Origin of the sequence: Enterobacter cloacae complex sp. P38RS (assembly GCF_014930775.1) — a bacterium.
GTDB classification, from domain to species: domain Bacteria; phylum Pseudomonadota; class Gammaproteobacteria; order Enterobacterales; family Enterobacteriaceae; genus Enterobacter; species Enterobacter bugandensis.
Genome location: NZ_JADBRS010000009.1, coordinates 19106 through 41202, shown reverse-complemented (window position 1 = coordinate 41202; position 22097 = coordinate 19106). Strand labels below are relative to the sequence as shown.

The window sequence follows — 22097 nt, the reverse complement described above, 5'->3', positions numbered from 1 at the left end:
TGCCCTCTCGATTGTCGGGAAGCATGGACAGACATATGCGCTGAGTGGTCGTTCCCCACTCAGCGCGAAAAAAGAGCTTCTCACCAATCTTCGAGGGTAGCGCTGCTACCCTCTTTTTTCTGGAGTTTATTATGTCAATAGACTGGAACTGGGGCATCTTCCTGCAACAAGCCCCGTTCGGCAACACCACCTATCTTGGCTGGCTGTGGAGCGGCTTTCAGGTTACCGTGGCATTATCGATAACGGCGTGGATCATCGCGTTTCTTGTCGGTTCGCTGTTCGGTATTCTGCGCACCGTCCCTAACCGTTTTCTTTCAACAATTGGCACACTGTATGTGGAACTGTTCCGTAACGTTCCGCTCATCGTGCAGTTCTTTACCTGGTATCTGGTCATCCCGGAACTGCTGCCGGAAAATATTGGCATGTGGTTCAAGTCGGAGCTGGATCCGAACGTGCAGTTCTTTGTCTCCTCCATGATGTGTCTGGGGCTGTTTACCGCTGCGCGCGTTTGCGAGCAGGTGCGTGCCGCCATTCAGTCATTGCCACGCGGACAAAAAAATGCGGGCCTGGCGATGGGCCTGACCCTGCCACAAACCTACCGCTACGTGCTGCTGCCTAACGCCTACCGCGTTATCGTTCCACCGATGACCTCTGAGATGATGAACCTGGTGAAAAACTCGGCCATCGCCTCAACCATCGGCCTGGTGGATATGGCTGCACAGGCGGGCAAGCTGCTGGATTACTCCGCTCACGCGTGGGAATCCTTCACCGCGATCACGCTCGCGTATGTTCTGATTAACGCTTTCATCATGCTGGTGATGAACCTGGTTGAACGCAAAGTACGCCTGCCGGGCAATCTGGGAGGCAAATAATGTACGAATTTGACTGGAGTTCTATTGTTCCATCCATGCCTTACCTGCTCGATGGCCTGGTGATTACCCTAAAGATCACCGCGATCGCTATCGTCGTGGGTATCGTCTGGGGCACCCTGCTGGCCGTCATGCGCCTGTCGAGCTTTAAGCCGCTCGCCTGGTTTGCGACTGCCTACGTTAACGTCTTCCGCTCCATCCCGCTGGTGATGGTGCTGCTGTGGTTTTACCTGATTGTTCCAGGCTTCTTACAGAATGTGCTGGGACTGTCGCCGAAAACCGACATCCGCCTGATCTCTGCGATGGTGGCGTTCTCGATGTTTGAGGCCGCTTACTATTCAGAGATTATCCGTGCGGGTATCCAGAGTATCTCCCGTGGGCAGTCCAGCGCCGCGCTGGCGCTGGGAATGACGCACTGGCAGTCCATGCAGCTCATCATTCTGCCTCAGGCGTTTCGCGCCATGGTTCCGCTCCTGCTGACCCAAGGTATCGTGCTGTTCCAGGATACCTCTCTGGTTTACGTTCTGAGTCTGGCGGACTTCTTCCGTACCGCGTCGACCATAGGTGAACGTGATGGTACGCAGGTCGAGATGGTACTCTTCGCGGGTGCGGTCTATTTTGTGATTAGTTTAAGCGCGTCGCTGTTGGTCAGCTGGCTGAAGAAAAGGACGGTATAATGATTTCCCTGAAAAATGTTTCTAAATGGTATGGGCACTTTCAGGTGCTGACCGACTGCTCCACCGAAGTCAAAAAAGGCGATGTGGTGGTGGTGTGCGGGCCGTCCGGTTCCGGTAAGTCTACGCTGATCAAAACGGTTAATGGTCTGGAGCCTGTGCAGCAGGGCGAAATTGTTGTTAACGGCACGAAAGTGAACGACAAGAAAACCAACCTGGCCCAGCTTCGCTCTCACGTCGGCATGGTGTTCCAGCATTTTGAGCTGTTCCCTCATCTGTCCATTATTGAGAACCTGACGCTGGCTCAGGTCAAAGTGCTCAAGCGTGATAAAAAAGCGTCGCGCGAAAAGGGGCTCAAGCTTCTGGAACGCGTGGGGCTTTCTGCACATGCCGATAAGTTCCCGGCACAGCTTTCCGGCGGCCAGCAGCAGCGTGTGGCGATTGCGCGCGCGCTGTGCATGGATCCGGTGGCGATGCTGTTCGATGAGCCCACGTCAGCGCTCGATCCTGAAATGATCAACGAAGTGCTGGACGTGATGGTCGAGCTGGCGCACGAAGGGATGACCATGATGGTGGTGACGCACGAAATGGGCTTCGCCCGTAAAGTGGCCAACCGCGTGATCTTCATGGACGAAGGGAAAATTGTCGAAGACTCACCGAAAGAAGAGTTCTTCGCCAATCCGAAATCCGAACGCGCCAAAGATTTCCTCGCGAAAATTCTGCACTAATCTTCTCGGTGCGCAATCTGCGGATTGCGCACTGCTTCACGCTTTAGATCTCTTTTTCTATTCGGCGTCACATCGCAGCGTTAACCTTGTCACAAAATAATGCTAAGAATGGAGAACGCTATGGCACACCCTATAATTCTCGACTGCGATCCGGGTCATGATGACGCGATCGCGCTCGTCCTCGCGCTTGCCTCACCTGAACTGGACGTGAAAGCGGTCACCTCGTCCGCCGGAAATCAGACGCCGGACAAAACCCTGCGCAACGTTTTACGAATGCTGACGCTGCTGAAACGCACCGATATTCCTGTCGCAGGCGGCGCCGTTAAGCCGCTGATGCGCGAGCTGATCATTGCCGACAACGTTCACGGTGAAAGCGGGCTGGATGGCCCGGCGCTGCCGGAGCCAGGTTTCACACCGCAAGACTGCACCGCCGTCGAGCTAATGGCGAAGGTGCTGCGTGAAAGCGCAGAGCCCGTGACGCTGGTGGCTACCGGCCCGCAGACCAACGTTGCGCTTCTGCTGAACAGCCATCCTGAACTGCACAGCAACATCGCCCGTATCGTCATCATGGGCGGATCAATGGGGCTGGGGAACTGGACGCCTGCGGCCGAATTCAACATCTTTGTTGATCCGGAGGCTGCGGAGATCGTCTTCCAGTCGGGCCTGCCGATTGTGATGGCGGGGCTGGACGTGACGCATCGGGCACAGATTATGGCAGACGATATTGACCGCTTCCGCGCCGTGGGCAACCCGGTTGCGACAACCGTAGCCGAGCTGCTCGACTTCTTTATGGAGTATCACAAAGCCGAGAAATGGGGCTTTCACGGCGCGCCGCTGCATGACCCGTGCACCATCGCCTGGCTGCTGAAGCCTGAAATGTTTACCACGGTGGACAGATGGGTTGGCGTGGAGACGCAGGGGAAATATACCCAGGGGATGACGGTGGTGGATTACTATTCGCTGACGGGAAATAAACCGAATACGACGCTGATGGTGGATATCGACCGGGCGGCGTTTGTGGATTTGCTGGCGGAAAGACTTGCTTACTATTGTGCGGCCTGACGCCCTCACCCTGGCCCTCTCCCACGGGGAGAGGGAACTAAACTGCGCTTTTACTTATGGCTCAAACGGGCGACGCTGGAACTGATCGTGCCCGCACTTCGGGCACAGCGGCAACACATCCGGCGTATATACCGCAATATGGTGATGGCACTTCTCGCACACCAGATTCCCCAGCCCCACCACTTCACCGCTCTGGTACACGCCGTGATGATTTAAATCCTGGAACACCTCGCGCCACTCCAGCTGGGTTTTATCGGTAATATCCGCCAGCTCCTGCCACAGGCTCTCTTTGATCACCCGCATAAAGACGCTGTCGGCGATCTCATCCTGGCTCTCTTCGTAGCTGCGCGCGAACTCTTCCAGATCGCGGCGTACGGCGCGCGTCACCTCTTCCACTTCGGTTCGCGTTAACTCACCCGTTTGCGTCACCCGTTCACGCGCCTGTTCGACCAGCGCGTCAATATCGCGCTCGCCGTTACGCAGCCGTTCCGTCAGTGTCGCCACCAGTTCGCGGTAAAATTGAGCAACCTTGTTCATCATTTTGCCTCCCGGGTAAGTAACTATTTCTAATAATAGACCTTATTTCGCCGCCGCTTTGTCAGGTGAAGCACAGACCCGGTAAATTCCTGCAAAGTGCAATTGCGCGAAAGGCTGTTTTGACGCGGGCGTTTGGGCTATGCTATGCGGATCTGAATTACCACATCCATTGGCTACATTTTTGTAGCTGTATTGAACACAGGACCACTGGCTGCCATGCAAGAGCAATACCGCCCGGAAGAGATAGAATCAAAAGTCCAGCAACACTGGGACGAGAAGCGCACCTTTGAAGTAACCGAAGACGAGAGCAAAGAGAAGTATTACTGCCTGTCGATGCTTCCCTATCCTTCTGGTCGACTACACATGGGCCACGTGCGTAACTACACCATCGGTGATGTGATCGCCCGTTACCAGCGCATGCTGGGCAAAAACGTTCTGCAGCCAATCGGCTGGGATGCGTTCGGCCTGCCTGCAGAAGGCGCAGCGGTAAAAAACAATACCGCTCCGGCACCGTGGACGTACGACAACATCGCGTACATGAAAAACCAGCTCAAAATGCTGGGCTTCGGCTATGACTGGAGCCGCGAGCTGGCGACCTGCACCCCGGAATACTACCGCTGGGAGCAGAAGTTCTTCACCGAGCTGTACAAAAAAGGCCTGGTGTACAAGAAGACCTCTGCCGTTAACTGGTGCCCGAATGACCAGACCGTTCTGGCGAACGAGCAGGTTATCGACGGCTGCTGCTGGCGCTGCGACACCAAAGTTGAGCGTAAAGAGATCCCGCAGTGGTTTATCAAAATCACCGCTTACGCTGACGAACTGCTGAACGATCTGGATACACTGGATCACTGGCCTGACACCGTTAAGACCATGCAGCGCAACTGGATCGGCCGTTCTGAAGGCGTGGAAATTACCTTCAACGTTGAGAACTACGACCAGACCCTGACCGTCTACACCACCCGTCCGGATACCTTCATGGGTGCGACCTATCTGGCCGTGGCCGCAGGTCACCCGCTGGCGCAGAAAGCGGCAGAGAACAACCCGGAACTGGCGACCTTCATCGACGAATGCCGCAACACGAAAGTGGCCGAAGCCGACATGGCGACGATGGAGAAAAAAGGCGTTGCGACGGGCTTCTATGCTAAGCACCCGCTGACGGGCGAAGCGATCCCGGTCTGGGCTGCAAACTTCGTTCTGATGGAGTACGGTACTGGTGCTGTCATGGCCGTTCCGGGCCACGATCAGCGCGACTACGAGTTTGCCACCAAATACAACCTGCCGATTAAAGCCGTTATTCTGGCCGCCGATGGTTCTGAACCTGACCTGTCCGAGCAGGCGTTGACCGAAAAAGGCACCCTGTTCAACTCCGGTGAGTTCAGCGGCCTCAGCTTCGAAGAGGGCTTCAACGCCATCGCCGATAAGCTGGCCTCATTGGGCGTGGGCGAGCGTAAAGTGAACTTCCGTCTGCGCGACTGGGGCGTGTCCCGTCAGCGTTACTGGGGTGCGCCAATTCCAATGGTGACCCTGGAAGACGGCACCGTCATGCCAACGCCTGAAGATCAGCTGCCCGTGATCCTGCCGGAAGACGTGGTTATGGACGGCATCACCAGCCCGATCAAAGCCGATCCTGAGTGGGCTAAAACCACCGTCAACGGCCAGCCTGCACTGCGTGAAACCGACACCTTCGATACCTTTATGGAGTCCTCCTGGTACTACGCGCGCTACACCTGCCCGCAGTATAAAGAAGGCATGCTGGATTCTGACGCCGCCAACTACTGGCTGCCGGTAGATATCTATATTGGTGGTATCGAACACGCCATCATGCACCTGCTCTACTTCCGCTTTTTCCATAAGCTGATGCGCGATGCCGGCATGGTGAACTCTGACGAGCCCGCTAAACAGCTGCTGTGCCAGGGTATGGTGCTGGCAGACGCCTTCTACTATGTTGGCGCGAACGGAGAGCGTAACTGGGTTTCTCCGGTTGATGCGATCGTTGAGCGCGACGAGAAAGGCCGTATCGTGAAGGCGACAGACGCTGAAGGCCATGAACTGGTTTATACCGGCATGAGCAAGATGTCCAAGTCTAAAAACAACGGTATCGACCCGCAGGTGATGGTTGAGCGTTACGGCGCGGACACCGTACGTCTGTTCATGATGTTTGCTTCTCCGGCTGATATGACCCTTGAGTGGCAGGAATCCGGCGTAGAAGGCGCGAACCGCTTCCTGAAACGCGTCTGGAAGCTGGTGTACGAACATACCGCACAGGGTGATGCTCCGGCACTGAACGCCGCTGCGCTGAGCGAAGATCAGCAGGCGCTGCGTCGTGATGTTCATAAAACGATCGCGAAAGTGACCGATGATATTGGTCGTCGTCAGACCTTCAATACCGCAATTGCGGCTATTATGGAACTGATGAACAAGCTGGCGAAAGCCCCGCAGGACGGCGAGCAGGATCGTGCCATCATGCGTGAAGCGCTGCTGGCCGTGGTTCGCATGCTTAACCCGTTCACGCCACACGTCAGCTTCACCCTGTGGCAGGAGCTGAAAGGCGAAGGCGATATCGACAACGCGCCGTGGCCGGTAGCTGACGAAGCAGCGATGGTGGAAAACACCACGCTGGTGGTGGTCCAGGTCAACGGTAAAGTCCGTGGTAAAATTACCGTGGCGGTCGATGCAACTGAAGATCAGGTTCGCGAGCGCGCGGGCCAGGAACCTCTGGTTGCGAAATATCTTGAGGGCGTTACCTTACGTAAAGCGATCTACGTACCGGGTAAACTGCTCAATCTGGTCGTTGGCTAAGCGCGGGAGGAAACGTGCGACAACTGGCAACAATACTCTTATCTCTGGCGGTGCTTGTCACCGCTGGCTGTGGCTGGCACCTGCGCAATACCACGGCGGTGCCTGCTGAGATGAAAACAATGATCTTTGATTCCGGGGATCCAAACGGACCGCTCAGCCGGGCCATTCGTAATCAGCTGCGCCTGAACGGCGTTGAGCTTATTGAGAAAGGTACGCTGCGCCAGGATGTACCGTCTCTGCGCGTACTGGGAATGACGCTGGGCCAGGATACGGCGTCCATCTTCCAGGACGGCCGCACGGCTGAATATCAGATGGTGCTGTCGGTCAACGCGGCTGTACTGATCCCGGGTAAAGACATCTATCCGATCAGCGCAAAAGTGTATCGTTCGTTCTTTGATAACCCGCAAACCGCGCTGGCAAAAGATGCCGAACAGCAGATTATCATCAACGAAATGTACGACAAGGCGGCGGAACAGCTGATCCGCAAACTGCCGGGTATTGCAGCGTCTAACCGAGAAGGCTCTGACATTATTGAAAAACCGGATGCCAGTACGCCTCCTGTTTCTACCTCTCTGGGTAAATGATGATCAGGCTGTATCCTGAACAACTCCGCGCGCAGCTCAATGAAGGGCTGCGCGCGGCGTATCTGCTGCTCGGAAACGACCCGTTACTACTTCAGGAAAGCCTGGATGCCGTGCGGCATGCGGCCGCGGCTCAGGGCTTTGATGAACACCATACCGTTCAGGTGGATAACGCCACCGACTGGAACGCCCTCTTCTCACTCTGTCAGGCGATGAGCCTTTTTGCGTCGCGCCAGACAATCCAGATCCTGCTGCCGGAGAACGGCCCTAACGCTGCCATCAATGAGCAACTCGCCACGCTGGTCAGCCTGTTACACAGCGATCTGCTGTTGATTGTGCGCGGCAGCAAGCTCACCAAAGCGCAGGAAAACGCGGCATGGTTCACCCAGCTCGCGACCCACGCGGTGCTGATCACCTGCCAGACGCCTGAGCAGGCGCACCTGCCTAAATGGGTCGCCGCGAGAGCGAAGCAGCACAACCTTCAACTGGACGATGCGGCGAACCAACTGCTCTGCTACTGCTATGAAGGCAACCTGCTGGCACTGGCACAGGCGCTGGACAGGCTCTCCCTGCTCTGGCCGGACGGCAAGCTGACTTTACCGCGCGTTGAGCAGGCGGTTAACGATGCCGCACACTTCACGCCGTTCCACTGGGTGGATGCTCTGTTGTCGGCGAAAAGCAAACGCGCCCTGCATATTCTCCAGCAGCTGCGCCTGGAGGGCAGTGAACCCGTCATTCTGCTGCGCACGCTGCAGCGCGAGCTGTTGCTGCTGATAACGCTCAAGCGCCAGTCGGCCCATACGCCGTTACGCTCCCTGTTTGATAAACACCGGGTGTGGCAAAACCGGCGGGCAATGACCACCGAGGCCATCAACCGCTTGAGCCATGAACAGCTGCGCCAGGCGGTGCAGCTTCTGATGCGCGCCGAGCTCACCCTAAAACAAGATTACGGCCAGTCGGTGTGGGCGGAGCTGGAAAGCCTTTCCCTGCTGCTCTGCCACAAGGCGCTGGCTGACGTATTTATTGATGGATAGTATGCACTCTTTACAGGCCCTGTATGGCGGCACCTTTGACCCGGTACACTACGGGCATCTGAAGCCGGTAGAAATTCTGGCAAATCTGATCGGCCTGCAGCGCGTTACCATCATGCCCAATAATGTTCCGCCGCACCGCCCCCAGCCTGAAGCAACCAGCGAGCAGCGCAAAGAGATGCTCGCTCTGGCTATCGCGGATAAGCCGCTCTTCAGGCTGGATGAACGGGAATTGCGTCGCGACACCCCCTCGTGGACGTCGCAAACGCTGCAGGAGTGGCGGGCCGAGCAAGGGCCTGACCAGCCGCTCGCCTTTATCATCGGTCAGGACTCCCTGCTCAATTTCCCCACGTGGCACAAGTATGAAACCATTCTGGGGAACAGCCACCTGCTCGTCTGCCGCCGTCCGGGCTACCCGCTGACCATGCGCGAAGCGCAATATCAGCAGTGGCTTGAAGACCATCTCACCGATAACGTTGAAGATCTTCACAACCAGCCCGCCGGGAAGATTTATCTGGCGGAGACGCCGTGGTTCGACATCTCTGCGACCGTTATTCGCGAACGTTTACAGCAGGGTTTAGCCTGTGACGATCTGCTGCCTGCCCCGGTGCTGGCGTATATTCATACGCACGGGTTGTATCAGAAAACCGCAGATAAATAGCCAGAGGGCATAAAAAGCAGCATATTGATTATCCTGCCTTGACAGGTTAAGCCATACTGTTATCCTCCGCTGCCAGACTTTCCCGCCGATCGTTGCTTTACAGAAATTGTTTTACAAAAATGGCGATGCAATCTCAGGCGGAGGGTGGGATGATACCCGCCTTCAAAAGCCCGGACGGTGACATTTGTCCCGACAGGGGCGTCAGTTCAGGTATACTGTCTGGCCACGAATTCATAGTTGTACAATCTCATTCACCCAGGGGGAAAACTTGCAGGGTAAAGCACTCCAGGATTTTGTTATCGACAAAATTGATGACCTGAAAGGTCAGGACATCATCGCTATCGACGTTAAGGGTAAATCCAGTATTACCGACTGCATGATTATCTGCACCGGTACCTCTACGCGTCATGTTGTTTCGATTGCCGACCATGTGGTTCAGGAATCGCGCGCAGCAGGACTCTTACCGCTTGGCGTTGAAGGTGAAGCGACCGCTGACTGGGTGGTTGTTGACCTCGGCGATGTGATTGTCCACGTCATGCAGGAAGAGAGCCGTCGCCTGTATGAGCTGGAAAAACTCTGGGGTTAATGCGTGAAGTTGCAGCTGGTCGCCGTCGGCACCAAAATGCCGGACTGGGTACAAACCGGTTTTACTGAATATCTGCGTCGTTTTCCCAAAGATATGCCGTTCGAACTGGTGGAGATCCCCGCCGGGAAGCGCGGTAAGAACGCGGATATCAAACGTATTCTCGACAAAGAGGGTGAACTGATGCTTGCTGCCGCAGGCAAGAACCGCATCGTCACCCTTGATATTCCAGGTAAACCCTGGGATACGCCGCAGCTGGCGCATGAACTGGAGCGCTGGAAGCAGGATGGCCGCGACGTCAGTCTGTTGATTGGCGGACCTGAAGGGTTATCCCCCGCCTGCAAAGCGGCAGCAGAACAAAGTTGGTCTCTCTCCGCGCTGACGCTGCCCCACCCGCTCGTGCGGGTCCTGGTGGCGGAAAGCTTGTATCGCGCGTGGAGCATTACTACCAACCACCCCTATCACCGCGAGTAATGACTGACCAGGGTAGATTAAGCAGCGGATGAAACTACAGAATTCTTTTCGCGACTATACGGCTGAGTCCGCGCTGTTTGTGCGCCGGGCGCTGGTCGCCTTTACGGGGATTTTGCTGCTTACCGGCGTGCTGATCGCCAACCTTTATAATCTGCAAATTGTCCGCTTTACCGATTACCAGACGCGTTCTAACGAAAACCGCATTAAGCTGGTGCCTATCGCACCCAGCCGCGGCATTATCTACGACCGTAACGGCACCCCTCTGGCGTTAAACCGCACCATCTATCAAGTCGAGATGATGCCGGAGAAGGTCGATAACGTGCAGAATACGCTGGAAGCGCTAAGGAGCGTTGTCGATCTTAACGATGATGATATCGCGGCCTTCAAAAAAGAGCGCGCCCGCTCTCACCGTTTCACCTCCATTCCGGTTAAAACCAATCTGACGGAAGTCCAGGTCGCCCGTTTTGCGGTGAACCAGTACCGCTTCCCCGGTGTGGAAGTGAAGGGTTACAAGCGTCGCTACTATCCTTACGGATCCGCGCTGACGCATGTGATTGGCTACGTTTCCAAGATTAACGATAAAGACGTCGAGCGCCTCGATAAAGACGGCAAGCTGGCGAACTACGCCGCGACGCACGATATCGGCAAGCTGGGGATTGAACGCTACTACGAAGATGTCCTGCACGGGCAGACCGGCTATGAAGAAGTTGAGGTTAACAACCGTGGCCGCGTCATCCGCCAGCTTAAAGAAGTGCCGCCTCAGGCGGGGCACGACGTCTATCTGACGCTCGATCTCAAACTGCAGCAGTATATTGAAACCCTGCTGGCGGGCAGCCGCGCCGCCGTGGTGGTCACCGACCCGCGCACCGGCGGCATTCTGGCCATGGTTTCCATGCCAAGCTATGACCCGAACCTCTTTGTTGACGGCATCTCCAGCAAAGACTACTCCGGCCTGCTGAATGACCCTAACACCCCGCTGGTGAACCGCGCCACGCAAGGCGTTTACCCGCCGGCATCCACGGTTAAACCGTACGTGGCGGTCTCGGCGCTGAGCGCGGGCGTTATCAACCGCAATACCAGCCTGTTTGACCCTGGCTGGTGGCAGCTACCGGGCTCTGAAAAACGCTATCGCGACTGGAAGAAATGGGGCCACGGCCATCTGAACGTTACGAAATCTCTGGAAGAATCTGCAGATACCTTCTTCTATCAGGTGGCGTATGACATGGGCATTGACCGCCTGTCAGAGTGGATGAGCAAATTCGGCTACGGGCACTACACCGGCGTGGATCTGGCTGAAGAGCGCTCCGGCAACATGCCAACCCGTGAGTGGAAGCTGAAGCGCTTTAAGAAGCCGTGGTATCAGGGTGATACCATACCGGTGGGTATCGGCCAGGGTTACTGGACGGCCACCCCGCTTCAGATGAACAAAGCGATGATGATCCTCATTAACGACGGCGTGGTGAAAGTTCCGCATCTGCTGCAAAGCACCGTTGAAGATGGCAAAAAAGTGCCGTGGGTGCAGCCCCATGAAGCGCCGGTAGGCGACATCCATTCCGGCTTCTGGGAAATAGCGAAAGACGGTATGTACGGTGTGGCAAACCGTCCAAACGGAACCGCGCACAAGTATTTCGCCGGTACGCCATATAAAGTGGCCGCGAAATCCGGTACGGCGCAGGTCTTTGGCCTGAAAGCCAATGAAACCTATAACGCACACCGCATAGCCGAACGTCTGCGTGACCATAAGCTAATGACGGCGTTTGCCCCTTATGATAACCCGCAGGTGGCGGTGGCAATGATTCTGGAGAACGGCGGCGCTGGCCCGGCAGTAGGGACCATCATGCGCCAGATCCTGGACCACATTATGCTGGGTGATAACAACACCGAACTGCCGGCTGAAAATCCGGCCGCCGCTGCGGCGGAGGACCAATAATCATGACGGATAATCCAAATAAAAAATCGCTGTGGGATAAAATTCACATCGACCCAGCCATGCTGCTGATCCTGCTGGCCCTGCTGGTTTACAGCGCCCTGGTTATCTGGAGCGCCAGCGGCCAGGACATCGGCATGATGGAACGCAAGATCGGCCAGATCGCGATGGGTCTGGTCATTATGGTGGTGATGGCGCAGATCCCGCCGCGCGTCTATGAAGGCTGGGCGCCGTATCTCTACATCTTCTGTATTATTTTGCTGGTGGCGGTAGATGCGTTCGGTGCCATCTCAAAAGGGGCACAGCGCTGGCTGGATCTGGGCGTTGTTCGTTTCCAGCCCTCGGAGATTGCCAAAATCGCAGTCCCGCTGATGGTGGCGCGCTTTATCAACCGTGACGTCTGTCCGCCGTCGCTGAAAAATACCGCTATCGCCCTGGTGCTGATATTCCTGCCGACACTGCTGGTTGCGGCGCAGCCTGACCTCGGCACCTCGATCCTTATCGCCCTCTCCGGCCTGTTTGTCCTGTTCCTGTCGGGCTTAAGCTGGCGTCTGATTGGTATCGCGGTGATGCTGGTTGCAGCGTTTATCCCTATCCTGTGGTTCTTCCTGATGCATGACTACCAGCGCCAGCGCGTCATGATGCTTCTCGATCCGGAAACCGATCCGCTCGGTGCGGGCTATCATATTATTCAGTCCAAGATTGCGATTGGCTCCGGCGGCCTGCGCGGTAAAGGCTGGCTGCACGGTACCCAGTCGCAGCTGGAGTTTTTACCGGAGCGCCACACCGACTTTATCTTTGCGGTACTGGCGGAAGAGCTGGGACTGGTTGGCATCCTGATCCTGCTGGCGCTCTACGTGCTGCTCATCATGCGAGGTTTGTGGATTGCGGCCCGCGCGCAGACCACCTTCGGCCGCGTCATGGCAGGCGGACTGATGTTGATTTTATTCGTTTATGTCTTCGTAAATATTGGTATGGTGAGTGGTATTCTGCCGGTGGTAGGCGTACCGCTGCCGCTGGTGAGTTACGGAGGCTCGGCACTGATCGTGTTGATGGCCGGGTTTGGTATCGTGATGTCGATCCACACCCACAGAAAAATGTTGTCAAAAAGCGTATAAAAATAAGGGGATCGGAATGCGTAAGCAGTGGCTGGGTATCTGCATTGCGGCAAGTTTACTTGCGGCCTGTACAAGTGATGATGGTCAGCAACAGGCAACCGTCGCGCCGCCGCAGCCTGCGGTGTGTAATGGCCCAATCGTTGAAATTAGCGGTGCCGATCCCGTTTATGAACCGCTGAATGCCAGCGCGAATCAGGATTACGAGCGCGACGGCAAAAGCTACAAAATTGTGCAGGATCCGTCCCGCTTTAGCCAGGCTGGCTTTGCCGCCATTTATGATGCTGAGCCGGGCAGTAACCTGACGGCATCGGGTGAAACATTTGACCCAATGCAGCTGACTGCGGCGCACCCGACGCTACCGATCCCTAGCTACGCCCGTATCACCAACCTGGCGAACGGCCGTATGATCGTCGTGCGTATTAACGACCGCGGCCCGTACGGTAATGACCGGGTGATTTCCCTGTCCCGCGCGTCTGCCGATCGCCTGAATACCTCGAACAACACCAAAGTTCGCATTGACCCAATTATCGTGGCGCAGGATGGTTCGCTCTCCGGGCCGGGAACCGCGTGTACCACGGTGGCGAAACAGACCTATGCCCTCCCCGACCGCCCAAATCTGGACGGCGGCATGGGAAGCGTCTCCTCGCCGGCAGAGCCTTCTCAGCCGGCGGGAGAAATACGCCCGATCAGCAATGACACGCTGCAAAGCGATGATGCCACTGGCGCACCGGTAAAAAGCAGCGGCTTCCTTGGCGCACCAACGAACTTAGCCTCGGGCGTGCTGGAGAGCAGTGAGCCGACGCCAGCCCCTGTTGCCGCTCCCGTCGTGCAGCAGCCTGCCCCGGTAACGGCTCCGGTCACGACCCAGAGCGCAGCCGTTGCCGCTCCCGCAGCAGCCAGCGGCGGCTTTGTCGTCCAGGTGGGCGCAGTGAGCGATCGGGCCCGTGCCCAGCAGTATCAGCAGCGTCTAAGCCAGCAGTTTGGCGTGCCAGGACGCGTTGAGCAAAACGGCGCGGTCTGGCGTATTCAGATGGGGCCGTTTGCCAGCAAGTCGCAGGCGGCATCCCTGCAGCAGCGTTTGCAGAGCGAGGCACAGCTGCAGTCCTTTATCGCTGTTACGAAGTAATTAATCGGCGGTATCCGAAATGTCAGTTTGTGTAAAACACATTCACAAACTCATGCTTAAAGTCGGATGCCTGCCTGAATAGCATTTGCTATAGTAAGGCACTTTTTTTAATTCCATCACGGATGTCGTAGTTCTGACCATGAAGACCACTTTTTCTGCTCGTTTTGTGCAGCGCATGGCGCTGACCACGGCCCTTTGCGCGGCTGCACTCTCTGCAGCTCATGCTGATGACCTGAATATCAAGACCATGATCCCTGGCGTTCCGCAAATCGACGCGGAATCCTACATCCTGATCGATTACAACTCTGGCAAAGTGCTGGCAGAACAGAATGCCGATGCCCGCCGTGACCCGGCCAGCCTGACCAAAATGATGACCAGCTACGTCATCGGCCAGGCAATGAAAGCCGGTAAGTTCAAAGAGACGGATCTGGTCACCATCGGCAACGATGCGTGGGCTACCGGGAACCCGGTTTTCAAAGGTTCCTCGCTGATGTTCCTGAAACCGGGAATGCAGGTTCCGGTTTCTCAGTTAATTCGTGGCATTAACCTGCAGTCCGGTAACGATGCCTGCGTGGCCATGGCCGATTTCGCCGCCGGTAGTCAGGATGCGTTCGTGGGCCTGATGAACAGCTACGTAAATGCCCTGGGTCTGAAGAACAGCCATTTCCAGACCGTACACGGTCTCGATGCAGACGGTCAGTACAGCTCCGCACGTGATATGGCGCTGATTGGTCAGGCGCTGATCCGCGACGTACCTAACGAGTATTCTATCTACAAAGAGAAAGAGTTCACCTTCAACGGCATTCGTCAGACCAACCGTAACGGCCTGCTGTGGGATAACAGCCTGAACGTTGACGGCATCAAAACCGGCCACACCGACAAAGCCGGTTACAACCTGGTAGCCTCTGCCACTGAAGGCCAGATGCGCCTGATCTCTGCCGTGATGGGCGGTCGCACCTTTAAAGGTCGCGAAACCGAGAGTAAGAAGCTGCTGACCTGGGGCTTCCGTTTCTTCGAAACCGTGAACCCGCTGAAAGCAGGCAAAGAATTTGCTTCTGAACCCGTCTGGTTCGGCGATAACGATCGTGCTTCTCTGGGCGTGGATAAAGACCTCTACCTGACCATTCCACGCGGTCGTATGAAGGATCTGAAAGCAAGCTATGTGCTCAACACCACCGAACTGCATGCCCCGCTGCAGAAAAACCAGGTGGTGGGCACCATCAACTTCCAGCTGGACGGTAAAACGATCGACCAGCGTCCACTCGTGGTATTGGAAGAAATTCCTGAAGGCAATTTCTTCGGCAAAATCATTGATTACATTAAACTGATGTTCCATCACTGGTTTGGCTAAAAATCGAACACTTGAAAGTGTGATTTTGATCCCCATATACTAAGTATCCTGATAACTCCCACCTGACGTGGGAGTTATTCTTTTTGACGTTACGCCGGAGCTGACATGAAAACCAAACTTAACGAACTGCTTGAATTCCCTACCCCGTTTACCTACAAAGTAATGGGTCTGGCGAAACCTGAGCTGGTTGATCAGGTGGTTGAAGTGGTACAGCGCCATGCGCCGGGTGACTACTCTCCGTCAGTAAAACCAAGCAGCAAGGGCAACTACCACTCGGTTTCTATTACCATCACTGCCACACATATCGAGCAGGTTGAGACGCTGTACGAAGAGCTCGGCAATATCGAAATCGTTCGTATGGTGCTGTAGCCCCTTTGCGGTTACCCGGTTTACCGGGTAACCCCTCTTCCCCGCTGTGATATACTCCCCCTCATCTTTTTCTCGTCTTCGGAGACGCGTTTTGTATCAGGATAAAATTCTGGTCCGTCATCTCGGGCTGCAACCTTATGAGCCTGTCTCTCAGGCTATGCACGAGTTCACCGATTCACGCGATGACACAACACCTGATGAGATTTGGCTGGTCGAACATCTGCCGGTATTTACGCAGGGCCAGGCGGGAAAAGCGGAACACTTATTAATGACGGGCGATATCCCGGTGATCCAGAGCGACCGCGGCGGTCAGGTCACGTACCATGGGCCCGGGCAGCAGGTGATGTACGTCCTGCTTAATCTGAAGCGCAGAAAGCTTGGCGTACGTGAGCTGGTGACGTTACTGGAACAGACCGTCGTCAACACGCTGGCGGAGTATGGTATTGACGCGCATCCGCGTGCCGATGCGCCGGGCGTCTACGTTGGCGAAATGAAGATCTGCTCTCTGGGGCTACGTATTCGTAAAGGTTGTTCCTTCCACGGTCTGGCATTGAATATTAATATGGATCTTACGCCTTTCCAGCGCATAAACCCCTGCGGCTACGCCGGCATGGAAATGACGCAAATGCGCCAGTGGGTCGATACCGCTACGCCAGAAAATATACGTCCCGTGCTTCTGAAGAATGTGTTAGCGCTACTTAACAATCCCCCGCACGAATATATCCCTGCTTAATATATCATCCAGAATGGCTCGATAATTTGACGGGCCACTGTTTATTTACCGCTTTTACGCTTTACAATAATCCGCAGATTCTATATTTTCGAAGCGCCCGAATATTGCCCTTACATATTATTTAGCCTCCGGACAGCACGGCATACACAGGCTAAGTAATTTGAGTGATAATCACACAACTGTTTGTTTTTGATAAACAAGTGGAACAAAAGCAACACTTTACGAATCTCTACAAGCATAATAAATAAATTGAACTATCATTCATGTTGTGAATGTATACGGAGTGAAAGCGTGGAGTATAATAATTTACCAGCCAAACGCCTGAATGACCCTGGTGGCGAAGATAAGCCGCAAATTTTTCGGACTTTACGTAATATTGATCTCAATTTACTGACTATTTTTGAGGCAGTATATGTCCATAAGGGTATCGTTAATGCTGCGAAAATTCTTAATCTCACGCCATCGGCAATAAGTCAGTCAATTCAAAAGCTACGGGCTATATTTCCCGACCCCTTATTTATCCGTAAGGGCCAGGGCGTCACGCCAACAGCCTATGCGACACATCTCCACGAATACATCAGCCAGGGGCTGGAGTCGATTCTGGGTGCGCTGGATTTAACCGGAAGCTATGACAAACAGAGAACCATCACCATCGGCTGCTCCCCTTCTGTCGGCGTGCTGGTGATGCCCGCGATCTTCCAGGCAGTGAAAGAGCATGCGCCTCAGCTTCTGCTTCGCAATGTGCCTCTTAACGAACCTGACGTTCAGCTTGCTCAGTTCCAGACGGACCTGGTCATCGAAAGCGGCAGCTTTAGCGCCCGAGCGCTGGGGCAAAATGTGCTTTACGCGGATAACCTGGTGCTGGTTTGCCGCAAGCAGCACCCCGTCCTCAGCGAGCCGTTATCCATTGAAAACCTGCGCAACTACGACCACTCGTCTTTCATGACCGAAGGACAGTCTAACCACGCTCTGCGTCAGCGTATTGACGAAATTTTCCCGGAACGTCAGATCAGTTTCAGCAGTTACAATATGTTCACCACCGCATCCCTGATTGGCAGCAGCGATATGCTGTGCATCATGCCTTCACGCCTGTATAACCTGCTGCGGAAATGCTGGCCGCTGGAGAGTATTCCGCTTAGCCAGCTCAATGCAGAATCTATCGAGATTTCACTGCATTACAACAAGCTCAGCTTGCGCGATCCGGTACTGGAAAACGTCATCCGCATTATCCGTCAGGCCTTCTGACAGAGCGTACCCGTACACGTCCCTGCCGCTCGCAGGGCAAAAGGCACAAAACAACAACTATTTTACAAATTGGCGACCTGGCAGGCTGCTTTAACGCCCCTATAAATGATATACTGCCTGTCGTTCGTTCAAAAATAGTTGATAAATACAACATTCCCTTGAATTGAAACGCTTTCCTTCGATATTCGCAACTGGAACACGCACGCTATGAGTAAACCCATTGTGATGGAACGCGGTGTTAAATACCGCGATGCCGATAAAATGGCCCTTATCCCGGTTAAAAACGTGGCTACAGAGCGCGAGGCGCTGTTAAGAAAACCGGAATGGATGAAAATCAAACTTCCGGCAGACTCTTCGCGTATCCAGGGGATCAAAGCGGCGATGCGTAAGAATGGCCTTCACTCTGTTTGTGAAGAAGCCTCTTGCCCGAACCTTGCTGAATGTTTCAATCACGGCACCGCGACGTTTATGATTCTGGGTGCCATCTGTACCCGCCGCTGCCCATTCTGCGACGTGGCGCATGGCCGCCCGGTGGCCCCCGATGCCAACGAGCCGCAAAAACTGGCGCAAACCATCGCCGACATGGCGCTGCGTTATGTGGTTATCACCTCCGTTGACCGCGACGATCTGCGTGATGGCGGTGCTCAGCACTTCGCTGACTGCATTACTGCCATTCGCGAAAAAAGCCCGAACATCAAAATCGAAACGCTGGTTCCTGACTTCCGCGGCCGTATGGACCGCGCGCTGGATATACTGACCGCGACGCCGCCAGATGTGTTTAACCACAACCTGGAGAACGTTCCGCGTCTTTACCGTCAGGTGCGTCCGGGAGCCGACTATAACTGGTCTCTGAAGCTGCTGGAGCGCTTTAAAGAAGCACATCCGCATATCCCGACCAAGTCAGGTCTGATGGTTGGTCTGGGTGAAACCAATGACGAAATCATCGACGTCATGCGCGATCTGCGCCGCCACGGTGTGACCATGTTGACGCTCGGCCAGTATCTGCAGCCAAGCCGTCACCACCTGCCGGTACAGCGCTACGTGAGCCCGGATGAATTTGACGAGATGAAAGCCGAAGCGCTGGCGATGGGCTTTACCCACGCGGCTTGTGGTCCGTTTGTTCGTTCTTCTTACCATGCGGATATGCAGGCGAAAGGCGAAGAAGTCAAATAACGCCGTAATATTCATTTACAGTAATGCAAAAAAACCGGCCTCATGAGCCGGTTTTTTTTCGCAAGCCCTCAGGCATTGCCGTTACTCTTTGTGGGAAAGCTTCTCTGCCGGGATGTCGTCAGCGCTTTTCTTCGCGGCTGCGTCATCGTCGTTCATCGCTTTCTTGAAGCCTTTGATGGCAGCCCCCAGGTCACCACCCAGCGTGCGTAACTTCTTGGTACCAAACAGCAGGACGACCAGTGCGGCAACCACCAGCAGTTTGGTAATACTAATCTCACCCATAGATACCTTCTTTACTTAAAACAGGCTGCATTCAGCGCCAAAACCCGATCGTATTAACGGTCATTTGGCGCGTGCACACAATAGCAATCTGTAACAAGGTGAATCAAGCATTGTTGAAAAAAACATCACAATAATTGCGGTGGCGCAAAGCGACGGTTGCGAAGAACAGGTAATTGCTGACGCGCAAGCGCAACTCTTTCTAAAATTATCTCCGCCATCAGCATAACCGACGCTTCCGCTGCGGCGGCAATCGTCACTCCCAGGGGATCAACCACCCTGCTCTGCCCGATGTTTTTATTGCCGCACTCCCCGGCGGCAACAACATAACAGGTCGTGTCCAGCGCGCGTGCCGCAAGCAGCGTAGCCCAGTGTTGCTCTTTTAGCGGCCCCTTAACCCATGCGGCGGGCAATACCAGCACCTCCGCCCCCTGCAGCGCCAGATGCACCGCCAGCTCCGGGAAACGCAGGTCATAGCAGGTCATCAACCCCACCTTAAACCCGTCGATATCAATGAGCGGTGGGACGACATCTCCCGGATCAACGCGTCGCGACTCCTGAATGCTGAACGCATCATAGAGATGAAGCTTGGCGTAGCGCGCAACAATGGCACCGTCACGGATAGCCACCAGCGTATTCACTGCGCGACCCGGCGTTGAGGGAACGTGCACGGTTAAGACGGTGGTCATCGTACTGCCTACGCTCTGGGCGAGCAGCTGTTGTAAAAATTCGCCGTCAAGGGCCTGTGCGGACTTCACGGACAAATCCGGGTCGTTATCATCCCTTGCCAGCAACGCCTCAGGAAGCACCAGCAGCGACGCGCCTTTCTGTCGGGCCTGTATCATCAGGTTAACGCACTGCACTGCGTTAAGCCGCCAGTCAGGCGTGACCGCAAACTGCCCTACCGCAACATACATATTTGTCCCCTCATTATAAACAGCGTTAAACTCGCTACTCTTACACATCAAATAGCAGGTATTTAGCGTGTTACAACTCCTTTTAGCTGTTTTTATTGGTGGAGGCACGGGGAGCGTTGCGAGGTGGTTACTGAGTATGCGGTTTAATCCCCTGCACCAGGCGATTCCATTAGGAACGCTGGCCGCCAACCTGATTGGTGCTTTTATTATTGGTATGGGGCTGGCCTGGTTTAACCGGATGACGCACATCGATCCCATGTGGAAAGTCTTGATTACCACCGGCTTCTGCGGCGGTTTGACCACCTTTTCAACCTTTTCCGCGGAAACGGTTTTTCTCTTTCAGGAAGGACGTATCGGCTGGGCGCTGGTGAATATCGCGATCAACATGATCGGATCTTTCGCGATGACGGGGATCGCATTTTGGCTTTTTTCCTCTGTAAGCACGCATTAACTGCCGGAGCGTTAATGTTGGCTTAATTTTTCTCTGTCACTCTGAAGGCAATACTGAACGAGGGTGACAAATGAAACAGAGTCTGATGAGCGCAGGCATGGTGTTGTTGAGCGTACTGATCGTGGCCAGCTTCCTGAAAATTTACCTGCTTGGCTGATTCATAACGAAAAAAACCCGCTCAATGAGCGGGTTTTGAAATTCTTGCTGACGCGTCTGAATTACAGAGCGATTACGTTAGCAGCAGAAGGGCCTTTGGCACCGTTAGTGATTTCGAACTCTACACGCTGACCTTCAGCCAGAGTTTTGAAACCATTAGACTGGATTGCAGAGAAGTGTACGAACACGTCTTTGCTGCCATCTTCAGGAGTAATGAAACCGAATCCTTTGGACTCATTAAACCACTTAACGTTACCTTTAATCTTAGACATCAAAATTACCTTTACATTAAAAAACGACACAAATGCTGTGTCGGTTACCAGTACATCAATTGTGGGACCTTTTGTCCAGCGGATCTTTGACAAAAAGTGACTAAAGTCGCGTTAATTTTCACTGACAGATTTTTATCGCTTACGAATCAACGGCTGCACGTTTTTTCACCACCAGGTAATGTTTTGTCAGTTAAAACTGAAAACGCATCCAGGCGAAGTAAACGTTACCGTTGTTATACGTTCCCGGAATGTAGGTCATCTGGAACGTTGCAGGGCCGTAACCAACAGAGGCCAGAGGCAGCAATACGGGGATCGGAATGTACTTCCAGTTGTCGCGCGCGGTCACCCCGGCGGTATAGCCCAGACCAACGTGGAAGTTCTCATCCGCCAGCGGGCGCCAGGTTTTTTCCCAGCCGTAGCCGCCAATCGGTTCCCACTTGTTAAAGGAGTCTTTGAAGGCCATCAGATAGATGCCATGCCAGTTTCCTTTATCATCCCAGCGCGACTGACCAAAACCCGCTCCCCAGGGACGCTCGTTGTATTTATCCGTTTTCTCTTTGTCGTAAGCAAAGCGCGCATGCCACGTTATTGCCGGGACATAGAGATCATAATGTTCAGGCGCTGACCAGGTCTGCGAAACATTATCCGTAAAAGTGGAGAACCAACCTTTATCCGTCGCGTTGTTCTCTGCCTGTGCAACAGAAGAAAACGTTAACTGGCCAATAATAAACAATAAAATAGAGAAAAAAGTATTACGTACAATCACAATGCAATTACCATTCTTGATATTCAAGGCAAAGTTTAACATAGAATAATTGAACCAAGCCTTAACGGTATCACCCCTACTCTTAAATATCAGGCCGCTTTTCGGGAATATTCCTAAAGCGGCGTTCTGCTTATCCCGAATAAACCCACATCATGTACGCCTAATGTCTGTTAACGGTCTCCAGTACTAACAGGCCAGACCACACAAAAGTTTAA

General features: G+C 54.4%; 24 protein-coding genes. 19 read left to right on the top strand and 5 right to left on the bottom strand.

All coding sequences use genetic code 11. The annotated features are described in order from the left end of the window. The first annotated feature begins 131 nt into the window (after positions 1 to 131). From IM303_RS13400 to rihA, 4 genes are all read left to right on the top strand, one after another. Positions 132 to 872: an amino acid ABC transporter permease gene (locus IM303_RS13400; protein ID WP_028012347.1), complete on the top strand. Its 741-nt coding sequence runs from the start codon at positions 132 to 134 to the stop codon at positions 870 to 872. Further along, a complete protein-coding gene (gene gltK / locus IM303_RS13395; RefSeq protein ID WP_028012346.1) occupies positions 872 to 1546 on the top strand; it encodes a glutamate/aspartate ABC transporter permease GltK in 675 nt (224 codons plus the stop codon). Before IM303_RS13400 ends, gltK begins: the two co-directional genes overlap by 1 nt. Next, entirely contained in the window at positions 1546 to 2271 is a 726-nt protein-coding gene (locus tag IM303_RS13390; protein ID WP_014883001.1) for an amino acid ABC transporter ATP-binding protein, read from the top strand. Before gltK ends, IM303_RS13390 begins: the two co-directional genes overlap by 1 nt. 120 nt (positions 2272 to 2391) lie before the next feature. Beyond that, on the top strand, positions 2392 to 3333 hold the full coding sequence (rihA, locus tag IM303_RS13385; protein ID WP_192971409.1) for a pyrimidine-specific ribonucleoside hydrolase RihA: 942 nt from the start codon (positions 2392 to 2394) through the stop codon (positions 3331 to 3333). A 54-nt stretch (positions 3334 to 3387) separates the two neighbouring features. Here the strand turns inward: rihA and IM303_RS13380 are convergent, their stop codons facing one another. Then, entirely contained in the window at positions 3388 to 3870 is a 483-nt protein-coding gene (locus tag IM303_RS13380; protein ID WP_028012343.1) for a zinc ribbon-containing protein, read from the bottom strand. 216 nt (positions 3871 to 4086) lie between these two features. On the opposite strand from IM303_RS13380, the gene leuS reads away from it, so the two are divergent. The 14 genes from leuS to lipA all read left to right on the top strand — a co-directional run bounded on the left by leuS (position 4087) and on the right by lipA (position 19041). Continuing rightward, positions 4087 to 6669 (top strand): leucine--tRNA ligase, encoded by a 2583-nt coding sequence (leuS, locus tag IM303_RS13375; protein WP_048338851.1) that lies wholly within the window; start codon positions 4087 to 4089, stop codon positions 6667 to 6669. Between the two features lie 14 nt (positions 6670 to 6683). Next, positions 6684 to 7253 carry an LPS assembly lipoprotein LptE gene (gene lptE / locus IM303_RS13370; protein ID WP_045630867.1) on the top strand — a complete coding sequence of 190 codons (570 nt, stop codon included), beginning with the start codon at positions 6684 to 6686 and terminating at the stop codon, positions 7251 to 7253. After that, positions 7253 to 8284, top strand: coding sequence for a DNA polymerase III subunit delta (gene holA, locus IM303_RS13365; protein ID WP_193360034.1), 1032 nt, complete (start codon positions 7253 to 7255; stop codon positions 8282 to 8284). The genes lptE and holA overlap by 1 nt, the downstream gene beginning before the upstream one ends. Further along, positions 8277 to 8942: a nicotinate-nucleotide adenylyltransferase gene (nadD, locus tag IM303_RS13360; protein WP_028012339.1), complete on the top strand. Its 666-nt coding sequence runs from the start codon at positions 8277 to 8279 to the stop codon at positions 8940 to 8942. Before holA ends, nadD begins: the two co-directional genes overlap by 8 nt. A 268-nt stretch (positions 8943 to 9210) precedes the next feature. Beyond that, positions 9211 to 9528 carry a ribosome silencing factor gene (rsfS, locus tag IM303_RS13355; RefSeq protein ID WP_003858696.1) on the top strand — a complete coding sequence of 106 codons (318 nt, stop codon included), beginning with the start codon at positions 9211 to 9213 and terminating at the stop codon, positions 9526 to 9528. Between the two features lie 3 nt (positions 9529 to 9531). After that, positions 9532 to 9999, top strand: a complete 468-nt coding sequence (gene rlmH, locus IM303_RS13350; protein WP_003858701.1) for a 23S rRNA (pseudouridine(1915)-N(3))-methyltransferase RlmH — start codon at positions 9532 to 9534, stop codon at positions 9997 to 9999. 28 nt (positions 10000 to 10027) lie between these two features. Further along, positions 10028 to 11929: a peptidoglycan DD-transpeptidase MrdA gene (gene mrdA / locus IM303_RS13345; RefSeq protein ID WP_028012338.1), complete on the top strand. Its 1902-nt coding sequence runs from the start codon at positions 10028 to 10030 to the stop codon at positions 11927 to 11929. A 2-nt stretch (positions 11930 to 11931) separates the two neighbouring features. After that, positions 11932 to 13044: a peptidoglycan glycosyltransferase MrdB gene (gene mrdB / locus IM303_RS13340; protein WP_193360014.1), complete on the top strand. Its 1113-nt coding sequence runs from the start codon at positions 11932 to 11934 to the stop codon at positions 13042 to 13044. A gap of 16 nt (positions 13045 to 13060) precedes the next feature. Beyond that, entirely contained in the window at positions 13061 to 14170 is a 1110-nt protein-coding gene (gene rlpA / locus IM303_RS13335; protein ID WP_028012337.1) for an endolytic peptidoglycan transglycosylase RlpA, read from the top strand. A gap of 139 nt (positions 14171 to 14309) precedes the next feature. After that, a complete protein-coding gene (gene dacA, locus IM303_RS13330) occupies positions 14310 to 15521 on the top strand; it encodes a D-alanyl-D-alanine carboxypeptidase DacA (RefSeq protein WP_045261014.1) in 1212 nt (403 codons plus the stop codon). A 105-nt stretch (positions 15522 to 15626) separates the two neighbouring features. Further along, positions 15627 to 15890, top strand: coding sequence for a DUF493 family protein YbeD (gene ybeD / locus IM303_RS13325; RefSeq protein ID WP_003858718.1), 264 nt, complete (start codon positions 15627 to 15629; stop codon positions 15888 to 15890). 91 nt (positions 15891 to 15981) lie between these two features. After that, positions 15982 to 16623 carry a lipoyl(octanoyl) transferase LipB gene (gene lipB, locus IM303_RS13320; RefSeq protein ID WP_028012335.1) on the top strand — a complete coding sequence of 214 codons (642 nt, stop codon included), beginning with the start codon at positions 15982 to 15984 and terminating at the stop codon, positions 16621 to 16623. Between the two features lie 291 nt (positions 16624 to 16914). Beyond that, the gene (locus tag IM303_RS13315) at positions 16915 to 17868 is read left to right on the top strand and encodes a YbeF family transcriptional regulator (protein ID WP_041910920.1); all 954 of its coding nucleotides are present in this window, start codon (positions 16915 to 16917) and stop codon (positions 17866 to 17868) included. Between the two features lie 207 nt (positions 17869 to 18075). Then, positions 18076 to 19041 carry a lipoyl synthase gene (gene lipA, locus IM303_RS13310; protein WP_028012333.1) on the top strand — a complete coding sequence of 322 codons (966 nt, stop codon included), beginning with the start codon at positions 18076 to 18078 and terminating at the stop codon, positions 19039 to 19041. Positions 19042 to 19122: 81 nt separating this feature from the next. Here the strand turns inward: lipA and tatE are convergent, their stop codons facing one another. After that, positions 19123 to 19323, bottom strand: a complete 201-nt coding sequence (gene tatE / locus IM303_RS13305; protein WP_028012332.1) for a twin-arginine translocase subunit TatE — start codon at positions 19321 to 19323, stop codon at positions 19123 to 19125. Between the two features lie 125 nt (positions 19324 to 19448). Further along, positions 19449 to 20237: a deaminated glutathione amidase gene (locus IM303_RS13300; protein ID WP_048999850.1), complete on the bottom strand. Its 789-nt coding sequence runs from the start codon at positions 20235 to 20237 to the stop codon at positions 19449 to 19451. 67 nt (positions 20238 to 20304) lie between these two features. Here IM303_RS13300 and crcB point away from each other — a divergent pair, with 67 nt between their 5' ends. Then, complete coding sequence (crcB, locus tag IM303_RS13295) at positions 20305 to 20688, top strand: fluoride efflux transporter CrcB (RefSeq protein ID WP_041910922.1); 384 nt, start codon at positions 20305 to 20307, stop codon at positions 20686 to 20688. A 218-nt stretch (positions 20689 to 20906) separates the two neighbouring features. On the opposite strand, the gene cspE is transcribed toward crcB, so the two are convergent. Both cspE and pagP read right to left on the bottom strand, forming a co-directional pair. Next, positions 20907 to 21116 (bottom strand): transcription antiterminator/RNA stability regulator CspE, encoded by a 210-nt coding sequence (gene cspE, locus IM303_RS13290; protein WP_002439184.1) that lies wholly within the window; start codon positions 21114 to 21116, stop codon positions 20907 to 20909. 190 nt (positions 21117 to 21306) lie between these two features. Then, the gene (gene pagP, locus IM303_RS13285; protein WP_192831208.1) at positions 21307 to 21924 is read right to left on the bottom strand and encodes a lipid IV(A) palmitoyltransferase PagP; all 618 of its coding nucleotides are present in this window, start codon (positions 21922 to 21924) and stop codon (positions 21307 to 21309) included. Between the last annotated feature and the right edge of the window lie 173 nt (positions 21925 to 22097).

Bases quoted from the DNA above. Each gene is read 5' to 3' on its own strand.
- IM303_RS13400 (WP_028012347.1), top strand. From the start codon at position 132: ATGTCAATAGACTGGAACTGGGGCATCTTCCTGCAACAAGCCCCGTTC.
- gltK (WP_028012346.1), top strand. From the start codon at position 872: ATGTACGAATTTGACTGGAGTTCTATTGTTCCATCCATGCCTTACCTG.
- IM303_RS13390 (WP_014883001.1), top strand. From the start codon at position 1,546: ATGATTTCCCTGAAAAATGTTTCTAAATGGTATGGGCACTTTCAGGTG.
- rihA (WP_192971409.1), top strand. From the start codon at position 2,392: ATGGCACACCCTATAATTCTCGACTGCGATCCGGGTCATGATGACGCG.
- IM303_RS13380 (WP_028012343.1), bottom strand. From the start codon at position 3,870: ATGAACAAGGTTGCTCAATTTTACCGCGAACTGGTGGCGACACTGACG.
- leuS (WP_048338851.1), top strand. From the start codon at position 4,087: ATGCAAGAGCAATACCGCCCGGAAGAGATAGAATCAAAAGTCCAGCAA.
- holA (WP_193360034.1), top strand. From the start codon at position 7,253: ATGATCAGGCTGTATCCTGAACAACTCCGCGCGCAGCTCAATGAAGGG.
- nadD (WP_028012339.1), top strand. From the start codon at position 8,277: ATGGATAGTATGCACTCTTTACAGGCCCTGTATGGCGGCACCTTTGAC.
- mrdA (WP_028012338.1), top strand. From the start codon at position 10,028: ATGAAACTACAGAATTCTTTTCGCGACTATACGGCTGAGTCCGCGCTG.
- mrdB (WP_193360014.1), top strand. From the start codon at position 11,932: ATGACGGATAATCCAAATAAAAAATCGCTGTGGGATAAAATTCACATC.
- rlpA (WP_028012337.1), top strand. From the start codon at position 13,061: ATGCGTAAGCAGTGGCTGGGTATCTGCATTGCGGCAAGTTTACTTGCG.
- dacA (WP_045261014.1), top strand. From the start codon at position 14,310: ATGAAGACCACTTTTTCTGCTCGTTTTGTGCAGCGCATGGCGCTGACC.
- ybeD (WP_003858718.1), top strand. From the start codon at position 15,627: ATGAAAACCAAACTTAACGAACTGCTTGAATTCCCTACCCCGTTTACC.
- lipA (WP_028012333.1), top strand. From the start codon at position 18,076: ATGAGTAAACCCATTGTGATGGAACGCGGTGTTAAATACCGCGATGCC.
- tatE (WP_028012332.1), bottom strand. From the start codon at position 19,323: ATGGGTGAGATTAGTATTACCAAACTGCTGGTGGTTGCCGCACTGGTC.
- IM303_RS13300 (WP_048999850.1), bottom strand. From the start codon at position 20,237: ATGTATGTTGCGGTAGGGCAGTTTGCGGTCACGCCTGACTGGCGGCTT.
- cspE (WP_002439184.1), bottom strand. From the start codon at position 21,116: ATGTCTAAGATTAAAGGTAACGTTAAGTGGTTTAATGAGTCCAAAGGA.
- pagP (WP_192831208.1), bottom strand. From the start codon at position 21,924: ATGTTAAACTTTGCCTTGAATATCAAGAATGGTAATTGCATTGTGATT.